Origin of the sequence: Rahnella sp. CG8, from assembly GCF_023701875.1 — a bacterium.
In the GTDB taxonomy this organism is placed as follows: domain Bacteria; phylum Pseudomonadota; class Gammaproteobacteria; order Enterobacterales; family Enterobacteriaceae; genus Rahnella; species Rahnella aceris.
The window spans coordinates 1-22,161 of the sequence record NZ_JABAED010000029.1; the positions used below are offsets into that span (position 1 = coordinate 1).

Genomic DNA, 22,161 nt, shown 5'->3' on the forward strand with positions numbered 1-22,161 from the left:
ATATCACTCCTGAATTAATTGCAGTCAATAGAGTATGGCACTGGCTACTTCAGGGAGGGGCGTCCATAACATCACTACAGGTATCCTGACCGAAAAACGATGTCCGCTTCTCACTGTGCCGGAGGCGGACATGACAAGCAGCACAGCGTATTAGTTGTCGATGGTGAGGAGGCGATGTCCGGATGGCGTGACAAAATATCTCTATTAGTGAATGCTCCGGTTAAGCGGGATACTTACGCATGCAAGCCAGATTTCTTATTCGACACGCTTCACCTCCGGATGACGCTCTGTTGCCGCCTCATGTAAAATGTCATCAAGCCAACCTGGAATTTCTGCCTCTGTCAGATCGTTCGGAATTGCGATGTCGTAAAGCCGGGAAAATTTTCGCTCTGTCAGGTCTGCGCGGAATACCAGCCAGCGCTCCCCCTCACGTTTGATCCCAAGGTGTCGTCCAAAAACGTTGTAGATCAGCATTATTAATCTCCTGGCATTTTCATCAAAGTAAAGGTGACAAATTCACAGAGTTTTTTTATTTTAAGCTGATACTATTATTTTTCGCCCATTTCCTTAATCTGCCATTAGCATTGGCATAGGGAGATGATGTGTTAAATGAGATCATTCGCCCCATAGTCCATTTTGTGTACCATGGTTTAGCATACAAAGCGTCATCAGTGAGCCCATCAATAAGTTTCACTATTTCATCTTTTACTTCCTCGAGCTCAGTAATTAACGCGTTATAATCCAATTCGCTATAATCAGAGTAAAATTTTTGCGCCAGAAGCCCAAGTTGATTCCACTTAAAACCGGTTTCTGGAAAATTAACAGGCAATCCTTTCCCGTCGGAAGTGATCCACTTTACAACCAGAGTGTTCCACCCGAGCAGATAGGAAACCAGATCGCGAACACTCATTTCCGTGCCCTTGCAGTGTCCATCCATTGAGTTATCTAAGGTGAGTTCAGGGGGGATGGCATTAAGATAACTGATTAATTTATTGAAATTTTTATCGATTGCTAAAAGCAATTCAGATTTTGTTTGCGGTACATTCATACAGAGTTACCCCGCACTTCAGAAGAGATCCATAAAGACGCCATGTGGTGTTTAAATATCAATCAATTATGTACTTCCTGGCACGAAAGGGGAAGTCCCTGTAAACAGCTCTCTCTTTGTTCAAGGCACATGAATCACTCGAGGTTTGAGGCTATCAGGGGCTGCGACAGCAGCCCTGACGGGATGCATCTGGATCTTTTGTGCAGCCGCTTGTCTACGACGTTTCGTCATTGGGCCTTTTGTCAGCTGTTCGCTCGAAGCAGCCTGATGGGCTTCACCTACATATATTTTCCCGGCCGGGAAGAATATATATCTAGGTAATAATTCATATCTTCTTTGGCATGGTGGTGTCAACGGCCCTGAGAGAGAAGTAACAGTATCAGGAAATATTTCTAAAGATGATTTTTTATGCTTCAGGAATTTAAAAAATTAAAAAATGATGACATTGCATTCTATAGAAGAATTGGTGTGAACATCAGGGTGTCATTTTGTCCGCAATTAAAAGATGACTATAAAGAAAGATTTCCGGAGAAATGGTTTTCATACCTTCCGGAAGACTTGGAAAAATTTGGTATAAAAAACATTCACTATGCCATTTCAGCTTCTCAATGGGTTCTCTCCATGAGAAATAAGCACGTTATTTTTGCCAGTTACTGTAATTAGGAGAAACAACAATGCTTGAGCTTTCTTTAAGTGAAATCCTTACGTCCTTTGTGAGTACCGCCCCATCATCTGTATCGGGGCGGATCGAGTGTGTATTTATTGACAGTGCAATCGAACTACGTTCAGAAGCTATATGTCACTTTCAAGCTTCCAGTGGGCGATGCTTTTCGTTGCACAATCGGGCTGTTGCGTGCATCACCAGCCAACTGCGTAAAGCCTGTTGCGGCAACCACGCTCCAGTCTTGGTTGAACTTGTGTGTCCAGTCCATATTCAGTGAATAGGCATAAATCCCGGAACCGGCATCATATTGACTAAACCCCGATGCGGCTGACTGTGATGAACTTACCCCGTAGTAAGTTTGCATATAGTTGCCTGTTCCCCAACTGCTGGTCAGCGCCATCGTCACGGTATTTTCCGATGAGCTATAAAGCGGGCTGATAATGCCGAAATGCAGGGCCGCGCCATTGTCCCGCTGAGAAAACGGCACCTCAGCCTGCAATTGCAAATGAAGCCAGTCGGTGACCTTATACCCCAGACCCAATGCCCCGATAGCCGAGCCTTTGATATCGCCCATACCCCGCAAGTCGTCACTGCCATCGCTCAGTGAGTCGCTGTCCACGTCATGATCCTTACGGCCTGCGCGATAGCTCAGCGCAGTACTGTAATCCAGCTTGCCGGTGCTGTTGCCGTAACCGATACCCCGCGTGGTACTCACGAAGAACCCATTATGCATCGAGTAATCAAGCACCAGGGCTGTCGTGACGCGGTTTTCATCCGAACCAGAATAAAGTGGCGTAACATCCACGCCTCCTCCCAACGTTAAGGCGTTACCCTGTTGTGGTTCTGCCGCAAGTGTTGGGGTGGCCAGTAACGCCAGCAGCGCGCCCGGCAGCATTTTTATCAGGGTGCGTCCTGAGAGTGAATAGGGGAACTTATGACGCAGTTCGAAGTTGCTCATTAAAGAAGTCCTTATGGATTCAAACGATTACGATACAAGCGGGTTTTAAACGCCAGAACGCTCAGTTTGAATACGCACCCTAAAGTTCTCATGAGCTAAAAATGAAGAAATACTTAAGCACGTACCGGTGACACAAACCTGATAAATTTCCTGATACCGTTTTTTTCTTCAGACGTTCTTCATTCACTGTTGATAACGTAACTATTGTGAAAATTCTCCTCATCGAAGACGACCTGGATCTCGGCAACGGCGTACGTATTGCCCTTGCAGATCAAGGATTAGATGTCATATGGGTTCGCCGCAAAGTGGATGCGCTGCATCAACTCGATGCCTGCGTGCCGGAACTTGTGTTGCTCGACCTCGGACTGCCCGACGGCGATGGCATGAGCCTGATGGCGTACTTGCGCCAGCAGCTCAAGGGGATCCCCGTCATCATTCTGACCGCGCGAGGCACCCTGCAGGATCGCCTGTGCGGGCTGGATGCCGGTGCTGACGACTATCTCGTCAAACCTTTTGTTCTCGCCGAGTTGTTGGCCAGGGTAAGAGCACTTGCGCGACGCAGTTACGGTTTTGAGAATGAGGTGATAGAAATTCGTGGGTTATCTCTCCACGTGCCGACTCGTCGCGTGACAGTGAGCGCGCGGAATGTTGAGTTGACGGCAAGTGAATACGCGCTGCTTGAAACTTTAATGATGCGCACTGATCGCGTGCTTACACGAAGGTTTCTGGAAGAAAGGATATTCGGCGCAAAAGAAAATATGAGCAATGCACTCGATGTGCATATGGGTAATTTACGTCGCAAAATCGGCGACGGTTATGTCCGAACGGTGAGGGGCGTAGGGTATGTCATTGATACCATACCGATTCAGAAAGGGGCTGGTTGATGCGAAATTTTTGGCGCCACCTGAGAACTCCAACGCTCGTACGGCGAATTATGATCGCCCAGATGTTACTGCTTACATTGCTTTGGTGTCTTTTTCTGACCTACATTTTGTGGGAGAACTTGCGTAGCCCCCCGATGCTAACGGGCAGCAATACCTACGAAACCATTCTTACATTGGTTGATCGTATGGATGATCGCCCGCAAGATCGCAACGCTGTGCTGGAAAAGTTCAGCACCGCGTTGCGGGAAGGTTATGGCGGAGGTGAAGATCCGAAACTGTCAATCAGCCTAATCGTTCGGAAGAATAAAGAGATAATTTATTCATCTGATGGCGCTCCGTCAGGGGTGACAAACACCCTGTATGGGAAAATTCAGAGCATTCAGAGTGAAGGTCGCACCTGGACTAGCCGTACTCTCAAGTCCGGGAGATCCGATGCGGAGGTAACACTTGTCACGCCTGCCGGCGGCTGGAACTTTTTTATATACCTGAACTCGCGTGGATACTACATATTGCCGCTACTGGTGTGCATTCCTTTTCTTTTGTTTCCCGCGTGGCTGTCAATCCGTATTGCAATGCGACCCTGGAACAAGGTGATAAATGAAATTTCCTTACGAACTTCAGAAGATCTCTCTCCCTTAAAAGAAGTGCCAAAGCACATGGAGCTTCGCCAAATGGTGGACGCTACTAATCTATTTCTTGCCAGGGTACAAGAGAGTTCTGATAGGGAACGGGTTTTCATTGCAGATGCCGCTCACGAACTGCGTACCCCCCTGGCTGCGATGCGAATCAATGTGGAGGCGTTGCAGTCCTATGTAAGCAGTAATAATCAACAGGAGTTGCTGGCAGGGATTATTCGCAGCAATAGCCGTGCAGCGCGTCTTGTCAATCAGTTGCTACTGATGATGCACAGCGAAGTGCGTATTGACACTGTTATGGAGCCTGTGCCGCTGACAACGCTCATACAAGAGCGAATGGCTGCACTGGCACCGCTGGCGGCTGAGCGCAGGATTGAGCTCGAATTCTACTCTGATGATGAAGTCTGGATCACAGGCGTCAGGGAACGCCTGATGTCGCTGATTGATAATTTAATTGAAAATGCCGTGAAGTACAGCCCTGAGGGCGGACGGGTTGAGGTAGATGTACGATCACTTGATAAATCTACTCAGCTACGTGTTTCAGATGCAGGGCCCGGCATTCCATTTGAATTGAGGGAGCGCGTGTTCGATAGGTTTTTTCGCGATCCCAATCAGATACAAAGCGGGAGTGGACTGGGGCTTGCCATAGTCAAAGCGGTTGCGCAGCAACACAACAGCAGCGTATGCCTGAGTACGTCTGCAGAAGGTGGGCTCATGGTTACTGTTGACTTTCCAAACCACAAGTCCGCCTGAAAGAAAACATGATTTTGATACCAGCCCAGCGGAGGGCCTCTGTCAGAACAATGGAGTTGAAATTGAAATATTTGACGCTGTCTACACTATTATTTTCTATCTCAATCAGCGGGTGCGCCATAACCGTCAGCGAATTAAAAAGCAGTCAATCATCCTATGACGGCAGCTTCACGAGCAAGACGGAGCCCTCCGATACCTATCGAACCTTAAGGCACATGGCAAGGCAGTGCCTGGAATATGAGGCATATTCAGGAAATCCGGTCATCGTATTAAGCGAGTTTGACGGTGAGCGCAATGAAGGTGAGATCAATCAAAAGCTCCTTGCGCAGGGACTGTTGATTAACAACACGCTAATTGAAATAGAAAGACATGATGGGGACAAAGCACAGGTCAGCCTATACACAACCAAGAACATCTTGAGTGTGGGCATCAGGTCGCCAAATATAAGTGATATCAAGCGCTGGGCTGACGGCGATAGGTCTTGCTAGAACGACACTCTCGTCAATACCGTGAAGCATCTCAGGCCATATGACTTAATCCCCCGTTGATTTACACACCGCGATTTAAGTAATGCCTTCATCAGTAATGAGAACAACTGCGAACGTCTGCTGTTCGCTCTCAGCAGACCTTCAGCGTCACGTGTTTGTCTGCTGGTCAGGAGCGGACGTCACCAACAATTGAGTGTGCTACTCATAAGGGAGCAGATCAGACGAACTCAAAAATAGTTGTCGGGACCCTTAGCGAGCATGCGGATAGGATGCATTTCAGATGCATTTCAGATGCATTTCTGTTTCAGGGAAGCTTAATCCACGTGATACGTGGGATAATCTATATAACCTGCATCTCGCCCAGTATAGAACGTATCCTTATCAGGAATAGCTATCGGCCACCCATTTTTCATGCGTTTAACGAGATCAGGATTGGCTATGAAAGGACGCCCAAATGCGATTAAGTCGGCATAACCTTCTCTGAGTGCCAGTTCAGCACGCTCCTGTGTATAGCTGCCCGCGACGATGAGGGTACCTTCGTAGGCCTCGCGAAACTTTGTCAGAAAGCCAGCAGGAATGGCCTGAGCTCCCAGAGATTCCTGATCGCTCAAATGCACATATGCGAGATGTCGACGACGCAGTTCGATACCCAAAGATAACCAGGTATCCTGCTCATCATCAAAGCCATGCATATCCTGCAGGCGGCCAAAGGGTGCAATACGGATACCTGTCAGATGACTCCCGATGGCTGCAGAGACGGCATCCACCGTTTCCAGCGTAAACCGCAGGCGATTAGCAATATTACCGCCATAGCGGTCTGTCCTGTCGTTAAGTCCACCATTGATAAATTGCTCGAAGATGTAGCCGTTAGCCGCGTGGATCTCCACACCGTCAAAACCCGCCTCGATAGCATTTTTAGCCGCCCGAACGAAATCCTGTGTCACCCGCGGGACTTCATCCGTTGCTAATGCGCGGGGCTGGCTGTGAAATACGCGTACAGACTGACAGTTATCACCGGGAATGTGAGTGGTGCAGCCTTCTGCCACGCGTGAGACGGAGCTGACCGGTGCCTGCCCATCAGGCTGGTGAGCAATGTGAGAGGAACGACCTACGTGCCAAAGCTGGATGAATATTCTCCCACCCTGCGCATGTACTGCCTCAGTCACCTTTTTCCAGCCCTCTATCTGTTCGTCAGTGTAAATTCCCGGCGTGTAAGCCTGTCCACGGCCTTCCATTGAAACAGGTGAACCTTCGGAAACAATTAAACCTGCTGTTGCGCGCTGGCGATAGTAGGTGACCATACTGTCAGTGGGAACATGGTCATAGGCCCGCGATCGGGTCATTGGTGCCATAACGACACGATTATTAAGCTTTATTCCATTCATTGTATAGATATTCAGTAACTCGCTCATTCTGTCTCCTGAAGCCATTTCATGGTAAAAATCTGTTAGCAACGATCTTATCCTTATTTGAAGGCCATGATTACCTGGGCAAAAAGACCCTCAGTGTTGAGATAAAGGAACCAATATTTGTGACGGCACAACTCAATGGCGTACAGGAATTTACTGAAGTCGTCAGAAAAGGCAGTTTCGTTGCTGCAGCTGAGGGTTTAGGCGTGACGCGTTCTGCACTCAGCAAAAGCATCAAGCGTCTGGAAATTCGGCTGGGGGTTCGCTTACTCAACCGCAGTACGCGAAGCCTGTCGCTGACACCGGAAGGTGAGATCTATTTCAATCGCTGCACTGTTGCTCTGGATATGATTTCAGATGCCGAAAGCAGAATAGAGGCGGGGATAGTCGAGCCGTCTGGACTGATGCGGCTGACGGTTCCCGTGGCCTTTGGGCACCTTTTCATTATGCCCTTACTCAATATCATGGCGTTAAAATACCGGGCCCTGAATATCGAAGTTGATTTCAGCGATCGGGTTCGCGACCCCGCGACAGACGGCTTTGACCTTGCACTGAGGCTTGGCCCCCTGCCTGACTCAGGTGATTTGGTTGCCACCCGCCTGGGCGAGCAAAGGCTTATCATTTGTGCCTCAGCGGGCTATCTGGAACGAGCAGGCATCCCCATTGATCTTCGTGAGCTTTCATCACACAGATGCATTTCAGGGTTACCATCAGACGGGCAAACTTACTGGCTAATCCGGGGCAAAGAGGGGCACGTTGTAAGACATGTTGTTTCCTCAGCCTACCGTTTTAATAATGGTCAAGCCATGCTGGAAGCGGCTATCGCAGGATGTGGGGTGACGCAACTTCCGGACTGGTTATGCGGTGATGCCATCAAAAAGGGGCAGCTTCGTGCAATTCTACCCACCTTTCAGGCACCGCCCACCCCCATTTCTGCAATGTGGCCCAGGACTCACACGGTGCTTCCTAAAGTGAGAGCCTTGATTGAAGAACTGAAAAAAGAGTTGCCGGCACTGTTAACGAGCGCGCAGCGTTCATCTGTTACGAGATAATGAGATATCAGTGCCTGATACATCAGCGACCGCAAGCCTGCCAGAATTATATTCTCTCAAGCATATTGACCAATGATTGTGAGCGTCTGTTTCCATTCTTACCCGGTAATGAGCACCGTAGATTTCGCCCCCCTGAGTCATACGTTTTCTCCTGGATAATCCGGCCTATTATCAGGAAGGCCGACTGATTAACCTTCAAGCGGCATAATAATAAAGCCGAAGGTCAGGCGGCCCAGGCGGAATACGCGCTTATATGCGCTATGTGAGGCAAGATCCGGCGGATAAGTGAGTTGTATCTGTAAATGGGGGATTTTCACTCCTGACGGGCGCAGTCAGTCGCGCCCGTTATTTAGTTCATCATTGATGATTACTTCGCAGCATCCCGCAGGACCTGCTTCATAAAGGCGACGGAGCTCTCCAGAGCCTGCACTGCTTCTGGCTGCAGCGTGGAGAAGAAATGCCAGGCGTGGAACATACCCGGCCAAACCTCCAAATTTACGCGAACCCGGTTATCACCCAGATGAGTTGCGAGCCGCATCGCGTCGCTCAGCATCAGTTCATTCTCGCCAATCTGAACCAGCACCGGCGGCAGACCCGTCACATCCGCAAACACCGGTGATGCCATTGGGTGATTAGGTAACGCATCGCCCAGGAAGGTGCGTGCCAGGAAATCCAGGCCGGCCTTGGTGTTCAGAGGATCAAGACCTTCCCGGTTGGTCATGGAGACGCCCGTATGCTCAAGGTTGGCCCATGGGGAAATGGAAACACCGCCGGCCGGAAGTGGCAGGCCTTTATTACGTGCAGCTACCATAATGGTAACCACCATTGCTCCGCCCGCAGACTCGCCCGCCAGTAAGATTTTGCTGGCATCAAAGCCCTGTTCAATCAACCACTCATACGCACGAACGGTATCGGTAACGGGCGTGGGGAAAGGATACTCCGGTGCCAGACGGTAATCCGGCATGTAAACCCGTGCGCCCAGCATGCTGGCGTAGTTACCACCAATACCGTGATAGCCCGCCGGTTCGCCGACAATATAAGCCCCGCCGTGGATGTACATAACGATGGCATCAGTTTCAAGTTTGTCAGGCGTCACCAGCGTGCCCGGTACGCCCCCCATGTCGACTTCAGTAAAACTGACACCGGAAGGTGCAGGATTTTTAGCCAGCATACGGGTATAGGCGTCACGTACCTCACTCATAGGCGTTACGGTATCCTCACCCGTAAGGATTGGACCCAGGCCGGCCAGGCTTTCTGACCATTCTTTTACGGCTTGTTTGGTTTGTTGATTCAGCATTTTTATTCCTGTTTGTATTTGCGTTAAAAAATAACAGGAACCTATAGTATATAAACATTTAGGGAATGTGCTTCCCGTATCAGGGTACGTTAAAGCCCGTATTAAAGGAGATAAATAAAGCATGGAGATCAACAGTATTGGTGATATCGCCGCATTCGTCGCGGCTGTAAAAGCCGGGAGTTACACCCACGCAGCGGGTTCCCTCGGGCTCACTCGTTCTGCCATTGGCAAGAGTATTGTCAGGCTCGAAACGCGTATGGGTGTTCGTCTCCTTAACCGTACCACCCGGAGTCTGAGTCTGACTGATGAAGGGAGGGTCATGTTCGACCGTTGCCGACAGATACTGGATGACCTGGAAGAGGTCGATGCCGCCATGGCCATGCGCAGGGGGAAACCAACGGGGACTCTCCGGCTGAGTGCTCCGCTTTCTTTTGGGCAGCGCCATATCCTTCCCATTCTGGATGTTTATCTGAAAAAGTGGCCGGAACTTCGTGCGGAGGTGTCCTTTAGCGACAGGTTTGTTGATCTTATTGAAGAAGGCTTTGATATTGCCATTCGCATCGGTGAACCCCGCGATGACTCGCGCATTCTTACCCGAACGATTGCTTCGCAGCACATTGTCACTTGTGCATCTCCAGAATATTTGTCCTCACGGGGCGTTCCAGAAACGCCCGCAGACTTAACCAGGCATGACACTATTTTTCTTCTGAGTGCAGAAAAGAGACGCAGCTGGCGGTTTGCGACTCCGGAAGGTACTTTTGTGTATGAAGGACCCGGGCGGCTAAACCTCGACAGTTCGGAAGCCATGCGGGCATCGGCAATTTCCGGATTTGGTATCGTTCACTTACCGACCTATTTGCTAGGGGAGGATTTACGTAGTGGTAAGCTGATACCGGTGCTTGAGGAGTATCCTTTCCCTCCGGAACCTATTCGGCTCATTTATCCCAGTAAACGACATTTATCCCCGCGAATTCGGGCCTTTATTGACCTGCTTGTGGAAAGCTGGGAGCAAGGTTTACCTTGGGAATAAAGTATATCCAAACGCAGTTGTCCGGCTACATTTTCAGGCACAATGTCCGCTCCTCGCTCATAACTGCCAGGAGTTAGCTTGGTGCTTAACAATCACATTACACTTTATCAATCTTACCAATTGGATGAGCTTAGAGTGCAGAGCAAACGAGAGTTGCATGATCCCACCATGGGTTATTATTAATCTTTGTAGCGCGAACGGTAAATTGTGCTTCCCGCACCTCATCCAGCAATGCCTGAAGTGGTCGTAAGGTACGCCAAGGTTGACCATTCTTTAGCAATTGATGTTTTTCGATATCATAACAGTCAATGTCTTCAGGGTTGTGGGGGCTCCCACACATGGAACTGATCACAAAGTGCCCTTTGGGTTTAAGAACTCGTTTTACTTCAGCCAGGCAGCGTTGCCTGACTTCTCCAATAAGACAATGCAAACAACTACCATCAACAATCAGATCAAACTCTAAATCCGAAAATTGAGGTAGGTTGCAGACATCACCAACAATAAAATGGGCGGTGAGATTAGCTTGTTGAAAGCGTTCTTCAGCCCATTTGATTGCAGTTTCAGCTAAATCTACTCCCCAAACTTCATAACCATGCTCGGTAAGATACTGCGCTGCCATTGCGCCATTTCCACATCCAAGCTCAAGAACCTTTGCTCCAGATGGTGGAAGATATTCATGTATGCTGAGCCAGGAAAACACCCGTTCCTGCTGTTCTTTCGCCCTTACATAACCATCTCCAGCCCATGCTGTAGCCCCGCTCGCTATCAGTTCACGATACTGTTTCTCGTAAATATTCATATTGGACATGCTTTATACTCAGCAAATAATCAGCTGTTACTGTATAGCCAAATAACGTGGATATGAAGACGACAATAAAGGTAAAGCGACAGCGCCGTACGGTCCACTTTTTACTCTTAGCGGCGTATTGGCACTGCCACAGGCATGTCTATGTAAAAAGCGAAGGTATTATAATTCAAGCATTCATTTGCCCTGATATACGATAACGATGATAAATAAAATACTGGTAAGTGCTTGCCTAATGGGGTTCAAAGTGCGCTATGACGGAAGCGAGAAAGCACAAATGACCGACCAGTTGCAACGCTGGCAGAAAGAGCAGCGTCTTGTGATCCACTGTCCTGAACTGGCCGCTGGGTTGCCAATTCCACGTCCCTCAGCTGAGATTGTTTCTACTGATGGTAAAGACGTAATGAAGGCGCAGGTCAGAATACTTGAAATTACGGGGCAGGATGTAACTGAGCACTATCAGCTTGCCGCCTGGTTGGCATTACGTACAGCTCAGGAGTCAGGTTGTACCGCTGCGTTGTTAACCGACGGCAGTCCAACATGCGGTAGCCAATTCATCTATGACGGTTCATTTAGCGGCCAACGTAAGTCAGGTATGGGAGTCGCAGCTTCGCTACTCACTGAACATGGTATAGCCGTGTTTTCTGAGAAGAGGCTCGCCGATCTCATTGCTTGGATTGATGAGAAAGAACGCTGAACATATTTTTCATTGAGATACGAAAAGAAATCAGCTTTTTTGTTTATTCCTGGACACCTTCTCAGGCCGCTTAGTGCCAAAAGTGGAAGTATCAAAGGGTCAGTGTGAGTTAATTTACGAGTGGTTGGTCATAGCTGATCAGTAATTAATCTAAATAATGGACATTCATCCCGGGTGGTTTGAAAATCTTAAGTCTATGATTTACATATTTGGGCATAAAGGCGGATGAGCAAAAATTTAGAATTCATGTTGTTAGCGCTTGAAAAATCACGTCATGCCTTACCTGGCTGCAGACCAAATCCACCTGTAGGGTGCGTAATTGTCCATAAAAGTGCGGTGGTTTCCGAAGGCTTCACTCAACTTCCAGGCCATCATCACGCAGAGATAGACGCCATTTCAAAACTAACGGTTCCAATTGGTGAATGTGAAATCTTTGTCACACTTGAACCCTGCTCCTATCAAGGAAGAACCCCCTCCTGTGCCTTGACACTTGCTGAACTGAAACCACTCCATGTCTATGTAGCCATGGAAGACCCGCATCCTAGAAACCGTGGAGAAGGACTCAGAATTTTAAAAAATGCAGGGGTCAGCTTTACGCTAGGCATTGGTAAACGAGAGGTAGAGAATTTTCTATCCCCTTATCTGGCGAAGTCTTAGGCCGTATGGACATAACAAAACTGTGTCAGCCAAAGGTCCGATGTTCGCTCAGAGCGGTTCAATCAGTGTGTAGCATCCATCGGTTGAACTCACAGCCCAGTAGCGGACATTCATAGCGAATGATATGGTGATTTCGAGTGAAGGGCAGATCCCAAAACGGGTGGAGGTGATTTTGAGAACGCAGAAAAGATGCATGGGATATGTGGCTATCGTCGTCGACGATTATGACCGAGCGATTGAATATTACACAAGTAAGCTCGGGTTTACGCTTGTTGAAGACACGCCTCAACCTGGCAAGCGCTGGGTGGTTGTGACGCCTAACCCGGAAAGTGACTGTAATCTTCTTCTGGCCCGAGCCTCAAACGATAGGCAGAAAACCTTTATCGGTAATCAGTGTGGCGGCCGGGTGTTCCTTTTCCTTCAGACCGACGATTTTTGGCGCGATTATACCGCTATGAAGGCCGCAGGCGTTCAATTTTGCGAGGAACCACGTGAGGAAGAGTACGGGATGGTGGTTGTATTTGAGGATCTCTTTGGAAATCGCTGGGACTTGTACCAGAACCACTAATTTTCCAAAGCGCCTTAGGGCGCTTCTTTAGCTTCAGTTTAGCTATCCATGATTTAGAGTAAATACGCTCACATTGATTGTCTGAGCCATTCACTCTGTGTAAGAGAAAAAAGCAGGCTAGGCGGCGCGTCTTTCACATCATGGATCTCTTTTACGTATTGCAACCCGGCTTTTTGAAGAACTTTCTGCGATGCCATGTGGTTTCCTCTAACTACGGCAGATATCTCAGTCAGCTTTAACTCACCAAATCCATATCTGACAGAGTATTTCGAAAACTCTGTCGCCAGACCTTTTCCCCATGCCTCTGCGGCGAAACGATATCCTAAGTTATTAATTAAGATATCTGCATAACTGCTGATGCTCAGACCTCCAAAACCAATGATCCTTTCAGGGCTATCCTGCAAAGAGATTGCCCAGTTTCCAAAACTGTGAGTTTCCCAGTGGTTGATCCAGCGAGCTAAAACAGTTTGTGCATGTTGCATGTCAGGATATGGCCCTGCGGGGTTAAAGGTGTTCGTAGCCGGGTCGCCATAAATTCTGAAAAGGTCATCCAAGTCAGATGTAGTTACGGGGCGAAGATGCAGTCTGGTGAGTTGTAGTTGCAAAACAATTTCCTAAATAATGTGATCATTAGGTTAGTTATATATCTGTTTTTATAGTTAGGGAAAAGCAGGTTCGCAACACCTCACCGTCAATTACCATACAGAGTTGTTGGCAATGATTTCGATGCTAGCTTACAGATCCGAATGTCGCTATGTCCGTTCCTCGCTCAAAGCTGCCCTTGATCCTTTAGCGGATAGGTCTGAGTAGCTATGCACCTTAAAATGATTCAAGAAATCTTTGTTTCGGGGCAGTGTTAGTAACCGCTACAATTTTTTGCTCATAAAGACGGTCTTTCCACCCATGAATGGTTCACGTCTATCGATTTCATATCCTAGCGCCGCATATAATGCAATGTTCGCCTCGAATGCTTCGTTCGTCTGCAGGCGAATTTCCCCAATCTCCGCTTGAGCTGCTTTACTTTCAACATGCGACAGTAATCTCCGGCCGATTCCAATTCCTTGCCGGTGAGGATGTACCGCAACATTTTCTATCCAAAGATGATCAGCATGGAGACATATTTCGATGAGGCCGACGACATCCCCTGCAACAATGGCCAGGTCAATGTCATGCTCACGGACGACTTTATTAAAATCGGCCTTCATCGGGGTCGGTTCACGACCAATGACCGAAATCCATTTGGAATAGGCCGCAAGAACTATCTCACGAACCAATTCCGCATCATTTTCTTCCGCGCGGCGGAACCCAACGGTGATGTCAGGCGATTTGCTCATCTAAACTCCTTGAAGCTCGGCTGCCACTAAGATGTGCAACATAACAGGCTGTGCAGCTTTGTGACTCATTAACGTCGGATTAGCGCCGCCAGTTCGACGTTGCAACTGCCAGGTTACTGACACTGGATAGAATAATCAAAATGTGTACATCCTCTTTTACGCAGCCCTTGCAGTAATGCCTGTGTCGCACCAGAAGACTTTCCGGATGGCGAACAAACAAGACAAAATTCACGGTGTATAGAAGGTGTCACCGGCAGCACGCACAGGCCTCGCAATTCAGCTGGCAGGGCAGATTCCGGAATCAGCGTCACACCCATGCCTTCACGCACCAGCATGCAGGCGCTGACCCAATCCCGTACTTTTACGCGTACATCAGAGAGCTGCAAGCCTGCCTGCTCCATCAGACTTTTTCCATTAACGACACATCCGCCTGTCGCGAGAATAAAGGGTTGGCCTGCCAGTGCCTCTAGCGTTATGCCATCCGCCTTTGCATTCTGTCCCTGCGGATGACGGGATGGCATGACCGCCACCCATGCATCCTGTCCCAATACAACGTCTGCTCGTCCCGGTTCGGGATTCATGACCACACCCAGATCCACAGTGTCTGCTGCAATCCATTCCTCCACTTCCTCGTCTGTACCTTCCAGTACCACCACGTCGATGCCCGGATGCAGACGCTTAAAGTCGCGCAGCAGCCCAGGCAAAAATGTGGACGTCACCGAGGGAAAACTGGCGAGGCGGATGCGTCCGCCCTTTAAACCGCGGCTCTCATCAGCCAGCACGCGGATGGCGTTCAGCCGTTCAAGCATTATCCTTGCCTGTTCGATAACCTGCTCACCCAGTGCGGTGACGCCGATGTGTCGACGCTCACGCGTGAACACCGGGAACCCAAGTGAAGCCTCTAACTGGGCGATAGCCTGACTGGCGCCGGACTGAGTCATTCCCACCTCTTCAGCGGCGCGTGAGATATTGCTGGCATCCGCCACGGCGACCAGTAAACGCCAGTGCAAAAGATTCATCATAGGTATCAGTAGCTCAGCTAATAGTTAATTTATAAATCATTAATTTTACAGCATGAGACACATTACGCACAGTGTGTTCAGGAACGGCCAGCATATTGCTAAAAAGCTTTTCAATTTTATCGGAGAGACCATGAAACTTTATTACGCCCCTGACACCTGTTCGCTTTCACCCCACATCGTGTTGCGTGAGCTCGGGCTTGAATTTGAACTGGTCAAAGTGGACAACAGAAGCAAGCTCACCGCAGACGGACGTGACTTCCGTATCATTAATCCAAAAGGCTATGTCGCCGCGCTGGAACTGGACAATGGTCAGATACTCACCGAAGGGCCGGCCATTGTGCAATACCTCGCTGACTTGAAGCCGGAAAGGGGGCTGGCACCGCGAGCGGACAGTTGGGCGCGAGTGCGTCTGCAGGAATGGCTAAACTTTATCACCAGTGAAATACATGCGGGGTCCGCACTGCTGTTCAACTCCACATTGCCTGAAGACGTCAGAACGATCTTTCGTGAAAAGCTCTTCCGGCGGTTCGATTTTCTGCAGGATACGCTCAATGAAAAAGCCTATCTGACGGGCCCCTCGTTCAGCGTTGCTGATGCTTACCTTTTCACCGTGCTGGGTTGGTGTAAATTCTTTTCCATCGAACTGAATCGCTGGCCTGTATTAACGGCGTATATGGCAAATATCAATGCGCGTCCTGCCGTGCAGGCTGCCTTACTTGCAGAAGCATCTCAATAAGCCCGATAAAGCTTATGGCGGATGCAAATGTCTGACAGATGCAAAGCAAAAGATCCGCTTCCCGCTGCCCAGTGACATCCTTTTTGTGGGGCGTTTAGTGCCAGAGCGGACGTTACAGCTAAAACCCGTCCTGTTCTTGAAAACATCACTAATAAATGGTCGATTTTAATTCTCACGTTTATTGCATTGTACGAATGGGCGCTGGAGCATGGAGCAGAAATGGAACGGGCCCAGGAGGTGTACGACTCGTCCCGGGTGAAAGAGATTTAGAACTCTGCGGCCAGCGCGAGACTTTCGCGGGCAGAACGGGGGAATCTGGTCGCGTTACGGCTTCAGGAAGCCCCGGTACGGTGGAGCAGGTTTGACAGACAGCATTTGCCCGGAGGTCTCTTGAGGCCTGATGCATTCAGGCCGGAACAATAATTGCGCATTCAGGGGGGTAATAAACGACAGGAGATCGCCTCATCCGCGGCCAACCCCAGCGAGCGTGGCTTTTCGCGCCAAAGGCGATATCACATCATTAAAAATGATTAAATGTCATGACTCAGCCTGCAATAAGTTAATCATTAATAGCCGGTGAGTGGTTTTTATATCGTTCAATTAACAGGTGTAAAATCCCCATTGCACCGTGCGCATAAAAATAGACTTCAATAAAAGTAGTAAGGAACTTATGCCACCCGATAATTTTATCCGCTAAATCAGATTCAACAGTATTGAGTAAGAACCATAATCCACCCGATATGGCTACGCATAATAACGCCAGAACACCAAGCCCCTGAATAGTACTGGCAATGCCACCGGAATGGGCTTCAGGTAAGCGATATTTCATCAGCGTATTGATATCTTGTTTAATACCCTCAAAATCCAGCTTAGCCCAGGCAAAATAGTAAGTAAAACCTCTCTGGGTCATCATCCAGCCAAGCATCAGGAAGCCACAGATAATCAGCCCTGACCCGGAAATTACATGCACCCAGGTTATCACGCTGTCCAGGCCATGCCCGGCAAGCGCTTCAGTTTCAGTAAAGTTGGAGTTGATAATTTGTGAAAGTATTAAAAGTGCCACAACGATGTGCAGGGCACGAAAAAAAGGGGCGTACTCATGGGGTAACATATTCCAAATTCGTGATTTCATAGCGATTGCCTTAATGGATTGATCGACATTCTGAATCTTACGAAAGAATTATTAGCTTAACCTTAATTTTAAAATTATTTGCCAGCACGTTCTCATTCCGTCAACGTGGCAATAAATATTGAGAAGTGATAACTATTATTATTACCATCGGCATTTTGGCCTATTAACTGAACCCATGGCCAAACGCATTTTGCCGGGATTATTTATGCTATCTGGCAAATAACGCCCCCCCGTTGCTGTCATTTCAGCCCGACGACATTATTTCCTCATGCATACCCTTAACCTGCCTTTTCTGCGAATCCCTCCGGCAGGCAGCCGGCAGGTTTTTGTGACTGAGGGTGAAACCCTGATAAATCATGATTAATTAGCAGAAATTAATCTATCGACGGCGGTCTTTAAGGTTGTCGGCTGAGAATATACGATATATTCTCAATGCTTAATTCTTCGCCGGATCACCGCCATGACGACTGCCAGACCCTTGCTCGACGTTCGCCACCTCGCCATTCATACCGATGCCGGATTACCGCTGGTCAAACCGCTTTCCCTGCAGGTGAATTGCCGTGAAATGGTGGCGCTGGTGGGGGAATCCGGTTCCGGTAAAACGCTGAGTTCGCTGGCGCTGATGGGATTGCTGCCGCCGGGTGTGAGTATGACGGGCGGTGAAATCTGGCTGGCTGATAAACAGATTGCCAGCCCGCAGGGCGCGTTTGACACGGCTGTGCGCGGTAAACGGCTGGGGATGATTTTTCAGGAACCGATGACCAGCATGAATCCGGTGCTGAAAGTCGGTGAACAGATAGCTGAAGTGCTGGTGCGCCATCTGGGATTGGGCTGGAAACAGGCGCACCGTGAGGCCATCGCTTTGCTGGATCGGGTCGGGATCCAGAATCCTGAGCAACGGGCGAAACAGTATATCCACCAGCTTTCCGGCGGCATGCGCCAGCGGGTCATGATTGCCAGCGCCATCAGTTGTAAGCCGTCGCTGCTGATTGCCGATGAGCCGACCACTGCGCTGGATGTCACCATTCAGGCACAGATTCTGGCGTTGCTGCTGGAATTGCAGCAGGAAATGGAGATGGGCGTGCTGCTGATCACCCACGACCTGAGCGTGGTGGCGCGTTACGCTGACCGCGCTTACGTCATGCATCAGGGAAATCTGGTGGAAGCAGGGCCGGTGGCAACACTGCTGACCGATCCGCGGGAACCTTACACCCGCAAACTGATCGCCGCTTCCCAGCCTGAACCGCGTCCGTTCAGCGCAGAAATCAGCGCGGCATCGCCGCTGGTGCGTTTGCGTGAACTGACCAAAAGCTATCCGCAGGCGCAGCGTTTACCTTTCATTCCGGCAAAACGGCAAACGGTGCTTTTTCCGACGTCGCTGGATATCCGTCGCGGCGAAATTCTGGGGCTGATCGGCGAATCCGGTTCGGGGAAAACCACGCTGGGGCGGGCGATCATTGGCCTGACGGAAACTGACAGCGGTGATATCGAATTTGATGGCGTTTCCCTGACCCGCGCCAGTCACGCCACGCGGCAGAAAATGCGCAGCCGCGCACAGATAATTTTCCAGGATCCGTACGCCAGTCTGAACCCTAAAATGACCATCGGTGAGCAAATTGCTGAGCCGCTTCGTGTCTGGAAATTGCGTCCTGCCGGGCAGATTCAGGCGCGGGTAGATGAATTACTCACGCTGGTGGGGCTGGAAGCGCACCACGCCAGCCGGTTGCCCGGCGCATTTTCCGGCGGTCAGCGTCAGCGCGTGGCGATTGCCCGTGCGCTGGCGTTAGAACCGGAACTGCTGGTGGCGGATGAAGCCGTGTCGGCGTTAGATCTCTCGGTTCGCGGGCAGATCCTGGCATTGCTGGATGAGCTCCGGCGACAACTCGGCCTGACCGTGCTGTTTATCAGCCATGATCTCGCTGCGGTAAAACAGGTGTGCGACCGCGTGGTGGTGCTTTATCACGGTAACATTGTGGAGAGCGGGCTTACGGCGCAGGTGCTGGGCGCGCCGCAGCACGCGTATACGCAAACTTTACTGGCGGCAGCGCCGGATATCAGGCAGGCGTTGCAACTGCGCAACGTCAGTTAAAACCCGTCAGCAGGGGCAGTTCAGGATGTTCCGCCCATTCATGCCAGGATCCGACATAAATGGCCAGTTGCCTGTAACCCGCCAGTTGCAGGGCGGTGAATACCGTGGCGGCACGTGCGCCCCGGTGACAATAAATAATGATCCGCCGGTCGGGATGCAGTCCGGCTTTCTCCGCGCGATGGCGGATTTCTCCGGCATCCTGAAACGCGCCGTTATGCACCACATCCTCCCAGAACAGCAATCTTGCACCGGGAATTCTTCCTGCCCGGTGGCAGCATTCATGCGCAAATTCACCGCTGAATTCTGACGGACGCCGGGCGTCCAGAATCTGTGCGCCGGACGCCTGTGCCGCAAGCACTTCCGTCCGCGTGGCCGTCAGTGAATTAAGTTGCGCGATCACCGTACTGTCTGGCGCACGGTAATCCGGATTTTCTGCGCTTATCACTGCGCTGTTGCCGGTTCCCGGCATCAGCTCGCCGCCTGCGCGTTGCCAGGCATCCAGCCCGCCATCGAGCACCAGCGGCTGGCAGATGCCGCCGCACAGCGCAAACCACGCACCGCGCGGGGAGCGCATACCGACCTGCTGTTCAAAGAAAACAGGTGTGACGTTGTCACGGATGTCCAGCGACTGCCAGGCACGCTGAAAGGCATTGAACAGGCTGTTCACACCGGCTTCAGTGCTGTCGGGAATAAAGTAATCATAAACATTCAGATGATGCGCGCCCGGCAGGGTTGCGGCCTGCCACTGAGCGATCTCACGCACATCAATCAGCGCGAACTGTTCGCCATTTTTTTGGCGTTCACGCAGCTCTGCGGCGCTGATAATGATGCGCGGCAAGGGGAAAGCAGAGTAATCAGGCAAGGTAAAATGACTCCGGAAAAAGCGGTAACAGCGTGCCGGTTCGCCGCTGCTGCGCGAGTGCCAGCACGCGGGCCGCCAGGGAGATGTCGAAAACGTTGAGGCCAAACGAGGAGAAATACACACTGTCATCCGGCGCAGGTCGCCAGCCATCGAGCAGCAGATTGCTTAAATCAGCATCAACGCGGTCCGGCGAAAATTGCCCGGCGCGGTACATCTGGAAAAGGCTTTTGGCGCTGGTTTCGCAGAAATCTCCCCACAAATCGACCACCACTTTTGTGGCGAGGGCAATCGCCTCAAACGCGACTTCGTGATAACCCACCTGAATAACCAGCCTTCCGGGGCGGATTGCCTCCGCGCCCAGCAGCGGTTCGGCGGCGCTGGTGCAGGTGATTACGGCGTCGATGTCTTGTGCGCAGGCGTGCGGTAAACCGGTGATTCGGACCAGCGGCCACGGCAGGTTGTCGCTGTCTGGGGCAAAAGCAGATGCGCTGCGGCTCCACCAGCTGACCTGTTGCAGGTCCGGGAAAAGCTGACGCAGCATATCGAGATGCGCCGTGGCCTGCACGCCGGTGCCGAGCAGCAGAACGCGCTGTACGGGACGCGGTGCGGCATGGCGTAACGCCAGCGCCGAGACGGCAGCGGTGCGGGCGGCAGTCAGCGCGGCGCTTTCCACCAGCCCGAGTGGCAGACCGTTATCTGCGCGGTTAATCAGCGTCATCGCCATCGCCTGCGGCAGCCCGTCGTGGGCATCGGGGCGATGTGCCGTCCATTTCACGCCAGCGGCATTGAAACGACCGCCTACGCAGGCGGGGAGCGCGTAGGCTTTTCCCCGCGCACCAGCAAGACTGACGTGGGTTTCCGCTGGCATCTGCGTCTGTTGCTGGCGCATTAATGTGACAACGTCACGTACATCATCCAGCGCGGCCTGCGCCTGCGTACCGCCGAGCGCCATGACATCCCGCTGATTCAGATAGCGAAAACCCTGCGTCATCTCAGTGCTCCAGCAAGGTCTGAGCAAAGGGATACAGCGCCGGTGAGCCGCCACAGTGCACGAAAATCACCCGTGAACCGGCGCTGATTTTGCCTTGCTCCACCAGACTGATCAGCCCGTGCATGGCTTTGCCGGTGTAGACCGGATCCAGCAGCAAACCTTCGGCCTGCGCAACACGGTAGATGGCATCAATGCCGCCGTCAGACGGCACGCCGTAGGCGGTGCCGACAAATTCGTCTTCAATCCAGATATCGTCAGGCGTCCAGTGTTGTGGCCATTCCAGCAAATCAGCACAATCCTGCGCCATGGCGGAAATTCGTGTCCGGAACCATTCCGCTTTGGCGCTGACGCTGATACCCACGATTTTGGTGTCCGGCCAGTATTTACGTGCGCCGACATACAGCCCGGCCAGCGTACCGCCGGAACCGGTAGGCGCGACAATCACGTCAGGCGGCAACTGATGACGTTCTTTAAGCTGGGCGTCCATTTCTTCGATAGCGCGCACATAACCCAATGCGCCGAGCGGCGTGGCGCCGCCGAGCGGGATAATCAGCGCTTTTTCACCGCGTTCCTGTGCCGCGTCGGCATGGGCATTCATCGCCCCTTCAATCTGGGTGAAATAGCCGTCAGGGTCGAGAAACTCCAGCTCCGCGCCGAACAGTTTATCGAGCAGAAGATTGCCCTGATAGGTTTCCGGCTGATGGCCGCGCAGCACCAGCACCGGTTTCATGCCGAACTTACGCGCCGCCGCCGCCACCATCCGGGCATGGTTGGACTGATGCCCGCCGGTGGTGATAACCACATTGACCTGCTTGCGGCAGGCATCGGCCATCAGATATTCCAGTTTGCGGACTTTATTACCGCCGCCGCCGAAGCCGGTGTAATCATCACGTTTGATATCCAGCGTGATGCCGAGTGAGTCGCCGAGTGTGCTCAGGCGTTCGAGCGGTGTGGGGAAGAATCCCAGTGAAACACGTTCAAAATCATCTGCTTGTTTCATCATAATTTTCCTGGTGATTATCTTTTAAAACATTCCCGGATGTTGACGCA

General features: G+C 50.9%; 24 protein-coding genes. 11 read left to right on the forward strand and 13 right to left on the reverse strand.

Going from position 1 to position 22,161, the window contains the following annotated elements:
• Positions 1 to 255 precede the first annotated feature (255 nt).
• Positions 256 to 474 (reverse strand): DUF7661 family protein, encoded by a 219-nt coding sequence (locus HGO41_RS21200; protein WP_013575645.1) that lies wholly within the window; start codon positions 472 to 474, stop codon positions 256 to 258.
• Between the two features lie 55 nt (positions 475 to 529).
• Positions 530 to 1,048 carry a ClbS/DfsB family four-helix bundle protein gene (locus HGO41_RS21205; RefSeq protein ID WP_013575644.1) on the reverse strand — a complete coding sequence of 173 codons (519 nt, stop codon included), beginning with the start codon at positions 1,046 to 1,048 and terminating at the stop codon, positions 530 to 532.
• A 408-nt stretch (positions 1,049 to 1,456) separates the two neighbouring features.
• Here HGO41_RS21205 and HGO41_RS21210 point away from each other — a divergent pair, with 408 nt between their 5' ends.
• Positions 1,457 to 1,711: a hypothetical protein gene (locus HGO41_RS21210; protein WP_250981367.1), complete on the forward strand. Its 255-nt coding sequence runs from the start codon at positions 1,457 to 1,459 to the stop codon at positions 1,709 to 1,711.
• Positions 1,712 to 1,833: 122 nt separating this feature from the next.
• On the opposite strand, the gene HGO41_RS21215 is transcribed toward HGO41_RS21210, so the two are convergent.
• A complete protein-coding gene (locus HGO41_RS21215) occupies positions 1,834 to 2,670 on the reverse strand; it encodes a MipA/OmpV family protein (protein ID WP_013575642.1) in 837 nt (278 codons plus the stop codon).
• Positions 2,671 to 2,876: 206 nt separating this feature from the next.
• Here HGO41_RS21215 and HGO41_RS21220 point away from each other — a divergent pair, with 206 nt between their 5' ends.
• The 3 genes from HGO41_RS21220 to HGO41_RS21230 are packed head-to-tail and all read left to right on the forward strand — an operon-like array spanning position 2,877 to position 5,430.
• Positions 2,877 to 3,554, forward strand: coding sequence for a response regulator (locus HGO41_RS21220; RefSeq protein WP_250981368.1), 678 nt, complete (start codon positions 2,877 to 2,879; stop codon positions 3,552 to 3,554).
• Entirely contained in the window at positions 3,554 to 4,942 is a 1,389-nt protein-coding gene (locus HGO41_RS21225; RefSeq protein WP_112152427.1) for a sensor histidine kinase, read from the forward strand. Before HGO41_RS21220 ends, HGO41_RS21225 begins: the two co-directional genes overlap by 1 nt.
• A gap of 50 nt (positions 4,943 to 4,992) precedes the next feature.
• A complete protein-coding gene (locus HGO41_RS21230) occupies positions 4,993 to 5,430 on the forward strand; it encodes a hypothetical protein (protein WP_173362073.1) in 438 nt (145 codons plus the stop codon).
• A 314-nt stretch (positions 5,431 to 5,744) separates the two neighbouring features.
• On the opposite strand, the gene HGO41_RS21235 is transcribed toward HGO41_RS21230, so the two are convergent.
• Positions 5,745 to 6,842 (reverse strand): alkene reductase, encoded by a 1,098-nt coding sequence (locus HGO41_RS21235; RefSeq protein WP_015697048.1) that lies wholly within the window; start codon positions 6,840 to 6,842, stop codon positions 5,745 to 5,747.
• A 119-nt stretch (positions 6,843 to 6,961) separates the two neighbouring features.
• On the opposite strand from HGO41_RS21235, the gene HGO41_RS21240 reads away from it, so the two are divergent.
• A complete protein-coding gene (locus tag HGO41_RS21240) occupies positions 6,962 to 7,891 on the forward strand; it encodes a LysR family transcriptional regulator (RefSeq protein ID WP_015697049.1) in 930 nt (309 codons plus the stop codon).
• A 367-nt stretch (positions 7,892 to 8,258) separates the two neighbouring features.
• Here the strand turns inward: HGO41_RS21240 and HGO41_RS21245 are convergent, their stop codons facing one another.
• Entirely contained in the window at positions 8,259 to 9,188 is a 930-nt protein-coding gene (locus HGO41_RS21245; protein WP_112198625.1) for an alpha/beta hydrolase, read from the reverse strand.
• A gap of 121 nt (positions 9,189 to 9,309) precedes the next feature.
• Between HGO41_RS21245 and HGO41_RS21250 the strand changes: the two genes are divergently transcribed.
• Positions 9,310 to 10,218, forward strand: coding sequence for a LysR family transcriptional regulator (locus HGO41_RS21250; RefSeq protein WP_112152431.1), 909 nt, complete (start codon positions 9,310 to 9,312; stop codon positions 10,216 to 10,218).
• A 130-nt stretch (positions 10,219 to 10,348) separates the two neighbouring features.
• Here the strand turns inward: HGO41_RS21250 and HGO41_RS21255 are convergent, their stop codons facing one another.
• Positions 10,349 to 11,017 (reverse strand): class I SAM-dependent methyltransferase, encoded by a 669-nt coding sequence (locus HGO41_RS21255; RefSeq protein ID WP_112152432.1) that lies wholly within the window; start codon positions 11,015 to 11,017, stop codon positions 10,349 to 10,351.
• A gap of 208 nt (positions 11,018 to 11,225) precedes the next feature.
• Here HGO41_RS21255 and HGO41_RS21260 point away from each other — a divergent pair, with 208 nt between their 5' ends.
• From HGO41_RS21260 to HGO41_RS21270, 3 genes are all read left to right on the forward strand, one after another.
• A complete protein-coding gene (locus tag HGO41_RS21260; RefSeq protein WP_024191716.1) occupies positions 11,226 to 11,720 on the forward strand; it encodes a 2-thiouracil desulfurase family protein in 495 nt (164 codons plus the stop codon).
• A gap of 225 nt (positions 11,721 to 11,945) precedes the next feature.
• Entirely contained in the window at positions 11,946 to 12,377 is a 432-nt protein-coding gene (locus HGO41_RS21265; RefSeq protein ID WP_112152434.1) for a bifunctional diaminohydroxyphosphoribosylaminopyrimidine deaminase/5-amino-6-(5-phosphoribosylamino)uracil reductase RibD, read from the forward strand.
• A gap of 172 nt (positions 12,378 to 12,549) precedes the next feature.
• Positions 12,550 to 12,945, forward strand: a complete 396-nt coding sequence (locus HGO41_RS21270) for a VOC family protein (RefSeq protein ID WP_050144761.1) — start codon at positions 12,550 to 12,552, stop codon at positions 12,943 to 12,945.
• 68 nt (positions 12,946 to 13,013) lie between these two features.
• On the opposite strand, the gene HGO41_RS21275 is transcribed toward HGO41_RS21270, so the two are convergent.
• From HGO41_RS21275 to HGO41_RS21285, 3 genes are all read right to left on the reverse strand, one after another.
• Entirely contained in the window at positions 13,014 to 13,550 is a 537-nt protein-coding gene (locus tag HGO41_RS21275) for a GNAT family N-acetyltransferase (RefSeq protein WP_112152435.1), read from the reverse strand.
• A 261-nt stretch (positions 13,551 to 13,811) separates the two neighbouring features.
• Positions 13,812 to 14,279 (reverse strand): GNAT family N-acetyltransferase, encoded by a 468-nt coding sequence (locus HGO41_RS21280; RefSeq protein WP_112152436.1) that lies wholly within the window; start codon positions 14,277 to 14,279, stop codon positions 13,812 to 13,814.
• Positions 14,280 to 14,392: 113 nt separating this feature from the next.
• Positions 14,393 to 15,301 carry a LysR family transcriptional regulator gene (locus HGO41_RS21285; protein ID WP_217244073.1) on the reverse strand — a complete coding sequence of 303 codons (909 nt, stop codon included), beginning with the start codon at positions 15,299 to 15,301 and terminating at the stop codon, positions 14,393 to 14,395.
• A 130-nt stretch (positions 15,302 to 15,431) separates the two neighbouring features.
• On the opposite strand from HGO41_RS21285, the gene gstA reads away from it, so the two are divergent.
• Positions 15,432 to 16,037, forward strand: a complete 606-nt coding sequence (gstA, locus tag HGO41_RS21290; RefSeq protein ID WP_112152438.1) for a glutathione transferase GstA — start codon at positions 15,432 to 15,434, stop codon at positions 16,035 to 16,037.
• 559 nt (positions 16,038 to 16,596) lie between these two features.
• Here the strand turns inward: gstA and HGO41_RS21295 are convergent.
• The gene (locus HGO41_RS21295) at positions 16,597 to 17,169 is read right to left on the reverse strand and encodes a cytochrome b/b6 domain-containing protein (protein WP_013575630.1); all 573 of its coding nucleotides are present in this window, start codon (positions 17,167 to 17,169) and stop codon (positions 16,597 to 16,599) included.
• Positions 17,170 to 17,629: 460 nt separating this feature from the next.
• Here HGO41_RS21295 and HGO41_RS21300 point away from each other — a divergent pair, with 460 nt between their 5' ends.
• Entirely contained in the window at positions 17,630 to 19,258 is a 1,629-nt protein-coding gene (locus tag HGO41_RS21300) for a dipeptide ABC transporter ATP-binding protein (protein ID WP_119261677.1), read from the forward strand.
• On the opposite strand, the gene HGO41_RS21305 is transcribed toward HGO41_RS21300, so the two are convergent.
• From HGO41_RS21305 to HGO41_RS21315, 3 genes are read right to left on the reverse strand one after another with little or no spacing between them, the layout of a single operon-like run.
• Positions 19,251 to 20,120 carry a sulfurtransferase gene (locus tag HGO41_RS21305; RefSeq protein WP_250981369.1) on the reverse strand — a complete coding sequence of 290 codons (870 nt, stop codon included), beginning with the start codon at positions 20,118 to 20,120 and terminating at the stop codon, positions 19,251 to 19,253. The genes HGO41_RS21300 and HGO41_RS21305 overlap by 8 nt on opposite strands.
• Positions 20,113 to 21,111, reverse strand: a complete 999-nt coding sequence (locus HGO41_RS21310; RefSeq protein WP_250981370.1) for an ornithine cyclodeaminase — start codon at positions 21,109 to 21,111, stop codon at positions 20,113 to 20,115. Before HGO41_RS21310 ends, HGO41_RS21305 begins: the two co-directional genes overlap by 8 nt.
• Position 21,112: 1 nt before the next feature.
• Complete coding sequence (locus HGO41_RS21315) at positions 21,113 to 22,111, reverse strand: 1-aminocyclopropane-1-carboxylate deaminase/D-cysteine desulfhydrase (protein ID WP_015689960.1); 999 nt, start codon at positions 22,109 to 22,111, stop codon at positions 21,113 to 21,115.
• Between the last annotated feature and the right edge of the window lie 50 nt (positions 22,112 to 22,161).

Excerpts from the sequence above, each read along its gene's own strand:
- HGO41_RS21200 (WP_013575645.1), bottom strand. The coding sequence starts at position 474 with ATGCTGATCTACAACGTTTTTGGACGACACCTTGGGATCAAACGTGAG.
- HGO41_RS21205 (WP_013575644.1), bottom strand. The coding sequence starts at position 1,048 with ATGAATGTACCGCAAACAAAATCTGAATTGCTTTTAGCAATCGATAAA.
- HGO41_RS21210 (WP_250981367.1), top strand. The coding sequence starts at position 1,457 with ATGCTTCAGGAATTTAAAAAATTAAAAAATGATGACATTGCATTCTAT.
- HGO41_RS21215 (WP_013575642.1), bottom strand. The coding sequence starts at position 2,670 with ATGAGCAACTTCGAACTGCGTCATAAGTTCCCCTATTCACTCTCAGGA.
- HGO41_RS21225 (WP_112152427.1), top strand. The coding sequence starts at position 3,554 with ATGCGAAATTTTTGGCGCCACCTGAGAACTCCAACGCTCGTACGGCGA.
- HGO41_RS21230 (WP_173362073.1), top strand. The coding sequence starts at position 4,993 with ATGGAGTTGAAATTGAAATATTTGACGCTGTCTACACTATTATTTTCT.
- HGO41_RS21235 (WP_015697048.1), bottom strand. The coding sequence starts at position 6,842 with ATGAGCGAGTTACTGAATATCTATACAATGAATGGAATAAAGCTTAAT.
- HGO41_RS21245 (WP_112198625.1), bottom strand. The coding sequence starts at position 9,188 with ATGCTGAATCAACAAACCAAACAAGCCGTAAAAGAATGGTCAGAAAGC.
- HGO41_RS21250 (WP_112152431.1), top strand. The coding sequence starts at position 9,310 with ATGGAGATCAACAGTATTGGTGATATCGCCGCATTCGTCGCGGCTGTA.
- HGO41_RS21255 (WP_112152432.1), bottom strand. The coding sequence starts at position 11,017 with ATGAATATTTACGAGAAACAGTATCGTGAACTGATAGCGAGCGGGGCT.
- HGO41_RS21260 (WP_024191716.1), top strand. The coding sequence starts at position 11,226 with ATGATAAATAAAATACTGGTAAGTGCTTGCCTAATGGGGTTCAAAGTG.
- HGO41_RS21265 (WP_112152434.1), top strand. The coding sequence starts at position 11,946 with ATGAGCAAAAATTTAGAATTCATGTTGTTAGCGCTTGAAAAATCACGT.
- HGO41_RS21280 (WP_112152436.1), bottom strand. The coding sequence starts at position 14,279 with ATGAGCAAATCGCCTGACATCACCGTTGGGTTCCGCCGCGCGGAAGAA.
- HGO41_RS21285 (WP_217244073.1), bottom strand. The coding sequence starts at position 15,301 with ATGATGAATCTTTTGCACTGGCGTTTACTGGTCGCCGTGGCGGATGCC.
- gstA (WP_112152438.1), top strand. The coding sequence starts at position 15,432 with ATGAAACTTTATTACGCCCCTGACACCTGTTCGCTTTCACCCCACATC.
- HGO41_RS21295 (WP_013575630.1), bottom strand. The coding sequence starts at position 17,169 with ATGAAATCACGAATTTGGAATATGTTACCCCATGAGTACGCCCCTTTT.
- HGO41_RS21300 (WP_119261677.1), top strand. The coding sequence starts at position 17,630 with ATGACGACTGCCAGACCCTTGCTCGACGTTCGCCACCTCGCCATTCAT.
- HGO41_RS21310 (WP_250981370.1), bottom strand. The coding sequence starts at position 21,111 with ATGACGCAGGGTTTTCGCTATCTGAATCAGCGGGATGTCATGGCGCTC.
- HGO41_RS21315 (WP_015689960.1), bottom strand. The coding sequence starts at position 22,111 with ATGAAACAAGCAGATGATTTTGAACGTGTTTCACTGGGATTCTTCCCC.